The 6,028-nt window shown below is 64.9% G+C and carries 8 protein-coding genes and 1 tRNA gene; 4 read left to right on the top strand and 5 right to left on the bottom strand.

Annotation, left to right across the window (positions count from 1 at the left end):
* From EN745_RS27675 to EN745_RS27665, 3 genes are all read left to right on the top strand, one after another.
* Positions 1-908, top strand: a 908-nt coding sequence (locus EN745_RS27675) for an NAD(P)/FAD-dependent oxidoreductase (RefSeq protein WP_145992155.1), incomplete at its 5' end; no start/stop codon positions are given.
* A gap of 94 nt (positions 909-1,002) precedes the next feature.
* Positions 1,003-1,079 (top strand) — tRNA-Pro (locus EN745_RS27670).
* A gap of 205 nt (positions 1,080-1,284) precedes the next feature.
* Positions 1,285-1,665: a hypothetical protein gene (locus tag EN745_RS27665; protein ID WP_127422720.1), complete on the top strand. Its 381-nt coding sequence runs from the start codon at positions 1,285-1,287 to the stop codon at positions 1,663-1,665.
* A 198-nt stretch (positions 1,666-1,863) separates the two neighbouring features.
* Here the strand turns inward: EN745_RS27665 and EN745_RS27660 are convergent, their stop codons facing one another.
* From EN745_RS27660 to EN745_RS27640, 5 genes are all read right to left on the bottom strand, one after another.
* The gene (locus tag EN745_RS27660) at positions 1,864-2,286 is read right to left on the bottom strand and encodes a type II toxin-antitoxin system VapC family toxin (protein ID WP_126055560.1); all 423 of its coding nucleotides are present in this window, start codon (positions 2,284-2,286) and stop codon (positions 1,864-1,866) included.
* Positions 2,283-2,537: an Arc family DNA-binding protein gene (locus EN745_RS27655; protein ID WP_126055561.1), complete on the bottom strand. Its 255-nt coding sequence runs from the start codon at positions 2,535-2,537 to the stop codon at positions 2,283-2,285. Before EN745_RS27655 ends, EN745_RS27660 begins: the two co-directional genes overlap by 4 nt.
* Before the next feature lie 80 nt (positions 2,538-2,617).
* On the bottom strand, positions 2,618-3,322 hold the full coding sequence (hdaA, locus tag EN745_RS27650; RefSeq protein WP_127422719.1) for a DnaA regulatory inactivator HdaA: 705 nt from the start codon (positions 3,320-3,322) through the stop codon (positions 2,618-2,620).
* Between the two features lie 6 nt (positions 3,323-3,328).
* Positions 3,329-4,531 (bottom strand): AI-2E family transporter, encoded by a 1,203-nt coding sequence (locus tag EN745_RS27645; RefSeq protein ID WP_126055563.1) that lies wholly within the window; start codon positions 4,529-4,531, stop codon positions 3,329-3,331.
* Positions 4,503-5,060 (bottom strand): CDP-alcohol phosphatidyltransferase family protein, encoded by a 558-nt coding sequence (locus EN745_RS27640; protein WP_127422718.1) that lies wholly within the window; start codon positions 5,058-5,060, stop codon positions 4,503-4,505. Before EN745_RS27640 ends, EN745_RS27645 begins: the two co-directional genes overlap by 29 nt.
* A gap of 250 nt (positions 5,061-5,310) precedes the next feature.
* Between EN745_RS27640 and purM the strand changes: the two genes are divergently transcribed.
* On the top strand, positions 5,311-6,028 hold a 718-nt coding region (gene purM / locus EN745_RS27635), incomplete at its 3' end, for a phosphoribosylformylglycinamidine cyclo-ligase (protein ID WP_127422717.1).

Here is a 6,028-nt window from a genome sequence, read left to right as displayed (position 1 = left end):
GCACCACGGTGATCGGCCACCTCAATCACTTCGCCGAAGCGCACCGGCTGCCGGTCGAATTCGGCATCGCCGTCAAGGACGTGAGCTTCAACGGCGATCACTGGACGGTGAGGACCAGCGCCGGGCCGCGGCGCGCGCGCCATGTCGTGGTCGCCACCGGGCGCGACCGACAGCCGTTCATTCCCGTCTGGAAAGGCATGGAGGACTTTCCCGGGCGCATCGTCCATTCGGCGGATTTTGGCGCGGCGAAGGACTATGAGGACAAGAAGGTACTGGTGGTCGGCGCCGGCAATTCGGGCTTCGACGCGCTCAATCACCTTTCCGGAGCCAAGACCGGACAGATGTGGCTGGCGGCGCGCAACGGCCCCTCGCTGTTGCCCAAGCGCATCGGACAGATCGCCGTGCACCGTTTTTCGCCTTTCATGGCGCGGCTGCCCGTGCGGCTGGCGGACTGGGCGATGGCGCTGACCCAGCGCCTTGTCTTCGGCGACCTCAGCAAATTCGGCCTGCCGCGCGCGCCCTTGGGCGGCGCCAGCCGCCTCGGCTCCGACTATACGGCGATCGCCTCCGACGACGGCGCCGTCGATGCCATCAGGGCCGGCAGGGTCATCGTGGTGCCGCAGGTCAGGGAATTCACCCGCGACGGCGTCATCCTGGATGACGGTCAGACCATCACGCCCGACGTCGTGATCGCCGCAACCGGCTATCGCACCGGGCTGGAGCCGATGCTCGGCCAGCTCGGCGTGCTCGACGGCAAGGGCGTGCCGCTGTTCAACGGCGCCGACAGCGATCCAAAGCTGCCGGGCCTGTGGTTCACCGGCATGCGGCCGAGCATCCGCGGCTGCTTTGCCAATGCTAGGATCCAGGGCGCCGCAATCGCCCGCAAGATCGCCGGACAGCGGCGCTGAGCGGCTGCAGGGCGCAGCGTTTTTTCCCGCCCTTCCCTTTTTTCTTTTCGTGGGTTGCCTTCGCGGGCCCGGAACCCTATACGCCGCGAGGCCTCGGAGTGTAGCGCAGCCTGGTAGCGCACCTGATTTGGGATCAGGGGGTCGCAGGTTCGAATCCTGCCACTCCGACCATTCCAGCTATGGGCCGGAGCATGGGCGCCAGTTTGCAAACGCGGCAAGCCAATCCGCCTCGATCCGGGCCAGTAAGGCTCCAGCCATGGCCGCGTTGTCGTGGCGGTCCTCGACCGGGACGACTGGTTGCAGAACACCGATGTCATTGTGAGTCGACGCGAGGAGGCGGCGCCTGACGTGGGTGCCGCGCGATCTCTGGTCACCGATGACCGGCGACCGCATCAACAAGGCTTTCGCGCAGGGCGGCGGCGCGCCGCTGCTCAAGGCGCTGGCCGAACTCGGCTTTCGGGCCGGGAGCGTGCTCTGCCTCAGGCGCGCGGCAAGCGAGGCCGCACTCGCAGGCATCTCCGTCACCGTACCGGTCAGCGAGCCGCTCGACTTCTGGTATCCGCTGACTCCAACCTGCCGCATCGAGGACGGCAGGATCGAGGTGTCAGCTGCGGAAGCGCACGGCACATCACCTGATACAACTCGCCAAAACCCGGGAATACCTGGTCACGCGCTACAGCCCGCAAACGACCTCCTATACGCAGATCAACAGGCTGCTGGCGACCCTGGAGGAACTTGCCGGGAAGTGGGGAATTAGGCGAACCGCCTTGTTGAATCGTCTATTTCGATGGGTGAGTTCGATGTCTCTGAAAGGCAAGCTCGCCGGGCGAGAACCCCAACCGCCTTGCACCCGGCGAGCCTACAACCCGATCTGGAACGTGATCGGGACCGGGGTCAGCCGGCATATTGGACGGTGCAAGATGGATGCCAGTGGCTTGGTCCAATATTGGGACAGCTACGTCGCATTTTGCCAAGGATCGACGACTGGTATGCCCGCCGCATGAAAGGCCGACGTGTCACGCGAAGCGACGTGGAAGCCTTTGGCATCGGCGATAGCCGCTATATAGCCGTCGGGTATGGGGAACCCCTTGCCCGCCGTTCTGGCTTTTGCGGCAAGGCCGGCATACTGCCGCGCTGCCTGCACGTCGAATGGCAGAACGCGCTGATCAAACACCGCGCATATGCCAGCAAAGGCCTCAGCCAGGACATTCTTGCGGCGCCCCGCAGGCATCACCTCGATACCGAATAGCACCTCTGCGAGCGTAACGCTGGAAATATACAATGTTTCAGCAGCCTGATCGTCCAGCCATGCCAGCACCGCCGGATGGGGTTCCGGCCTCATCACCTCCGAAACGACATTGATGTCCAGGAGAATCATTCAAATCTCAGGGGCTCGGCCGGGCTTTTGTCGCGGACCTGCTCCAGCGCATCGACATCCTCGTCTTTCACGCCGGCGCGGCGGGCGATTTCGGACAGCAAAGAGCCCAGCTTCACGCGCCCCTCGGGCCGCACGGCGTTCTCGAGTATGGCCCGGATCTCCGCCTCCGTGCTTCGGCCATGGATGGCGGCCTGCACGCGCAGAGCGCGGTGGGTTTCTTCCGGAATGTTTCTGATCGTCACAGATGGCATTGATATCATTCCGATGTCATTGACATCACTCAGATATCACTATCTGGCTCCGATGTCACGCGTCGGCTGCCGAACAAGACTCAAATCTCGAACTCGCACTGCCCTTCGTCCATGGCGCTGACGGTCTCGGCGGCGAGCGCCCGGGTGATCGGCGTCTTGCGCTCCAGGGCCGCGCGGTCGAGGCGTCCAACCACGCGCATGGCGGTGGCCAGCGAGCGTTCGATGCGCCTGACCAGATATTGCACGACATGCGGCTCCACCTCGACCTGGCGGTCGGCGAAGAGTTTGGTGATGACGCCGGCAAGCAAAAGATCGTCGGGCTCGTGGATCTCGACGGTCGCGGCAGCCTTCAGCCGCGAGATGAGATCGGGCAGTTCGACACCCCAGGCCGAGGGAAAGCGCCTGGCCGTCAGCAGCAGGCTGGAGCCGGCGCCACGGACCGTATTGATGAGATGGAACAGGCCCGTCTCGTCAACCGGATGCTTGTCGACATCGTCGATCAGGACGGACCTGTGGCCGAGGTCGGCGATGCACTCTTCGATGCGTCCGGCATCCACCCTTAGCGCGCTGGCGCGGGCCTGCCAGATCGAGGCCAGATGCGTCTTGCCGGAGCCGGCCGGGCCGGCCAGCACCACGACCGGCGAAGGCCAGTCGGGCCAGCGATCGACCAGCGCCACCGCCTGGGCGTTGGTCGAAGACACCACGAGCTCGTCACGCGAATAGCCCGTGCCGTGACCGAGATCGAGCGGCAGCTGGCGCGGCGGATCGGTTCTGTCAGCGGCCATGGCGCGTCAGCCGCGCGGCTTGGCGCCCCGCCGACGGTCGGCCGGCAGTCGCGGAATGGGCTCGGTGACGTGGCCCTTGTAGAGCGGCGATTCGAGGTAGCGGGCAATGGCGAAACGCACCAGCACGGCGACGGCCGCCGAAGCCGGCACGGCGATGAGAAGCCCGACGAAACCGAACAACGCGCCGAAGGCGAACAGCGCGAACATCAGCCAGACCGGATGCAGGCCAACGCTCTTTCCCACCAGCCTCGGCTGCAGGATGTTGCCCTCGATGAACTGGCCGGCGAAGAACACGCAGGCCACTGCAACAATCATCACCCAGTCCGGCCAGAACTGGACGAAGGCGACGCCGACGGCGAGCACAAGTCCGGTCAGCGAGCCAACATAGGGGATGAAGGAAATCAGCCCGGCGAAGAGGCCGATGAGGATCGCGAAGTTGAGGCCGGTCAGCGTCAGGCCCGTGGCATACATGCCGCCGAGCACCAGGCAGAGCGTGCCCTGGCCACGCACGAAGCCGGCGGTCGCGATGTTGATGTCGCGGGCGATCACGCGCACCGTCTCGACATAGTCGCGCGGCACCCAGCTGTCGACGACGGCCACCATGCGGTCCCAGTCGAGCAGCATGTAGAAGGCGACCACCGGCGTCACCACGAAAAGGCTGACCACCGAGACCAGCGCCACGCCGGAACTCCAGATCGAGGTAAAGACAGTGGTGAGCAGGCCGAAGCCGGAGGTGAGCAGCGAGTTCAGCCCGTCGCGCAGGCTGTTGGCGTTGACGCCGAACCTCTGTTCCAGCCATTTCGGATCGAAGCTGGTGATCAGCGCCTGCAGGCGGGTAAGGTATTCCGGCAGCTTGCCGGCGAAATCGGCCATTTGCGTCGCCAGAACCGGAACCAGGATGACGAAGGCGAGCACCAGGACGACGATGAAGGCGATCAGGATGACCACCGTCGCCATAAGCCGGGAGAGGCCGAGACGCTGCAGCCGGTCGGCGACCGGATCGAGGAAATAGGCGAGCACCATGCCGGCGACGAAGGGCAGAAGGATGCTGGAGAAGACATAGAGGAACAGCGCCAGGAACACGGCCGTGCCCAGCCAGAAGAATACCTGGCGGCGGAACGCCAGGGACGCGGCTTCGCCGGCCGCCGCCGCCTCGGCGGCCGCTTCGATGGATCCTTGGTCAGGTGCCCGGTTTGGAGCCTTCGCCATAGCCGCTCATGTGCCTCAGCCAGGCCACGAGATAGGCCGCGGCCGAAGCCACGGTCAAGACCCCGGACAGTAATATGAGCGCCGCCCGCAACGGATCGGGGTGGATGGAAAACGCCAGTTCACCCAGCACCACCGCCGCCAGCACGATCTGGATTGCGGTGTTGGCCTTCGACACAAAGAGCGGTTTCACCTCGACCGGATGCGCCATCACTGAAGACAAAAGCACCGCGCAAACGATCAGCGCGTCGCGCGAGACCATGGTGACGACCAGCCACAGCGGCAATTGTCCGATGAAGCCCATGACCACGAACACCGAGACCAGCAAGAGCTTGTCGGCCATCGGGTCGAGATAGGCGCCGAGCTTCGAAACCTGGTTGTAGCGGCGGGCGATGAAGCCGTCGACGCCATCGGAGACGCCGGCGATGAGGAAGCCGGCAAAGGCCCAGTCCCAACGCGCTTGCAGCATCGCCAACACCACGGCGGGCACCAGCAGCAGGCGCATGATCGTGATCATGTTGGGGATGGTCAAAGTGTGCCCCGTCGCGTCTTGTCGAGAGATAGATGATGGAGATGGAAGGCTGGCGCAAGCACTACGCTCCTCATTCTCTGACGTTGGCGAATGGCGAAAGCTGCGATGCGGGCCAATCTCGCCTTCAGGGGGATCGGCTCACGCAGAAGAACGTTTGTTGGGGGGCAAAACCGCCGCACCGCCGCGTCATCCTTGCTCCCCGAAACCATTCATGCGAAGAGCCCGCAATGGAAACAGCGACGAGCCGGACATGACCAAGCGCGATACAGCCGAGCGCAAGAACGGGCTCACCTATGCCGAAGCGGGTGTCGACATCGATGCCGGCAATCTCATGGTCGAGAAGATCAAGCCGTTGGTGCGCGCGACGCGCCGGCCGGGCGCCGATGGCGAGATCGGCGGCTTCGGCGGCCTGTTCGATCTCAAGGCCGCCGGCTTCACCGATCCGGTACTGGTCGCGGCCAATGACGGCGTCGGCACCAAGCTCAAGATCGCCATCGATGCCGGCAAGCACGACACGATCGGCATCGACCTTGTCGCCATGTGCGTCAACGACATCGTCGTGCAGGGCGCCGAGCCGCTGTTCTTCCTCGACTATTTCGCCACCGGCAAGCTCGACCCCGACCAGGGCGCATCGATCGTCGGCGGCATCGCCGAGGGCTGCCGGCAGGCCGGCTGCGCGCTGATCGGCGGCGAGACGGCCGAGATGCCCGGCATGTATCACGGCAAGGACTACGACCTCGCCGGCTTTGCCGTGGGCGCGGCCGAACGTGGCCAGCTGCTGCCCACCGACGACATCGTCGAGGGCGACGTGCTCTTGGGCCTTGCCTCCTCCGGCCTTCATTCCAACGGCTATTCGCTCGTGCGCCGCATCGTGGCTAGCAGCGGCCTTGCCTGGAGCGACCCGGCGCCGTTCAACGACGAGGCGACGCTTGCCGAAGCGCTGCTCGAGCCGACGCGCATCTATGTGA

Source organism: Mesorhizobium sp. M4A.F.Ca.ET.022.05.2.1, from assembly GCF_003998845.1.
In the GTDB taxonomy this organism is placed as follows: Bacteria; Pseudomonadota; Alphaproteobacteria; order Rhizobiales; family Rhizobiaceae; genus Mesorhizobium.
The sequence above is the reverse complement of the archived record's forward strand: the minus strand, read 5'-3'. Positions and strand labels throughout refer to the sequence as shown.